Here is a 1,220-nt window from a genome sequence, read left to right on the forward strand (position 1 = left end):
AATGCACAGCATTGCCGCCGCAATAGCGGAATATTCCATGATGACCTCCTTACGGTGAGGTGAATTTCAGGATGTGAGGGGGAAGATTTAATGCGAGAAATAAATTCGGGTGTCGCTGCATGTCAGTCTGCCAGAGACAGGCTGATATTCAATAACGTCTTTAGCGCCATATCGCCGTAGCCAGTTTTTTGCAGTAAAGAATTCTGCGCCTGATGGTGTAGCAACAACAATACGCGCAGAGTGGGCGACCGCGTAAAATATGGAGGGCGTCCAGCGAGTCTCATTAAAATTCCGTGCGTGAATGGTTAATAACCATGTATCTTTTACCACCGGAGAAGGAATAATAACCGGGTTGTCTCGCCATTGCGGTAAACCGGTATTGACTGACTTACCCGGTTTATCCCATTCAACAGGAACCGGTGGCGGGGGGGAAGAACAGCCTGAAAGCACCAGCGAAAATAACAGCATATGGATAACTTTTATCATGCTTTCATCTCCTCAAAAAAGGCGCTGCGGTGCAGTGGCCGGAAATAAATATCATTCATCCGACGCACATTACCGTCCAGGTCGATACTCACGATAACGTCCAGACTGTCCAGTACCTTGCGTAACATAAAGGTGTAAGGGAGTCGGGCGCATTGCGGGGTTTCATAACAGCGGGTAATAAAGCCGTCTACCGCTTCCATTGCCGAACCGGCATGGATAGAGGTCATACTGCCTTCATGGCCGGAACCGGTTATCTTGAGAAAATCCCAGGCCTCACCGCCGCGCACTTCGGTTAATAGTATGCGGTCGGGATTCATGCGGTAATTCCAGCGTAGCAGGCTGGCGGGCGTCACAATTGACCCTTTTTCATCTGCCGATTCCGACGGATAAAAAAGGTGGACGTAGTTTTTATGAATAAATAAGGTGATTTCTGGATTATCTTCAATGGTCGTAATACGAAGATGGCGCGGAATAAAACCAATAAGCATCTTCATATAGGTGGTTTTTCCGGTACTGGTTTCCCCGGCCACTGCGATGGTTTTGCCGTACTCCATGCACTTTTCCATAAAGCGTGGAATATCTTTTGCGTTATACAGGGCCAGTAATTCCTGATCGTGCGTCTGTATTTTTTCCGTGCCCGTCACTCTGTTATAAAACCCGGCGGCGATATAGTCCTGATGCGGGATTTGCACCTGTGAGGGTTTACGCAGGGTGATGGACACCGTGTTACGCTC

General features: G+C 48.5%; 2 protein-coding genes. Both read right to left on the reverse strand.

Annotated elements, in window-relative coordinates; translation table 11 throughout:
• Positions 1-87: 87 nt before the first annotated feature.
• The gene (locus tag J5224_RS28725) at positions 88-486 is read right to left on the reverse strand and encodes a cag pathogenicity island Cag12 family protein (RefSeq protein ID WP_264628498.1); all 399 of its coding nucleotides are present in this window, start codon (positions 484-486) and stop codon (positions 88-90) included.
• Positions 483-1,220, reverse strand: a 738-nt coding sequence (locus J5224_RS28730) for an ATPase, T2SS/T4P/T4SS family (protein ID WP_264628499.1), incomplete at its 5' end; no start/stop codon positions are given. The genes J5224_RS28725 and J5224_RS28730, both read right to left, overlap by 4 nt.

The organism is Candidatus Symbiopectobacterium sp. NZEC135 (assembly GCF_025962695.1).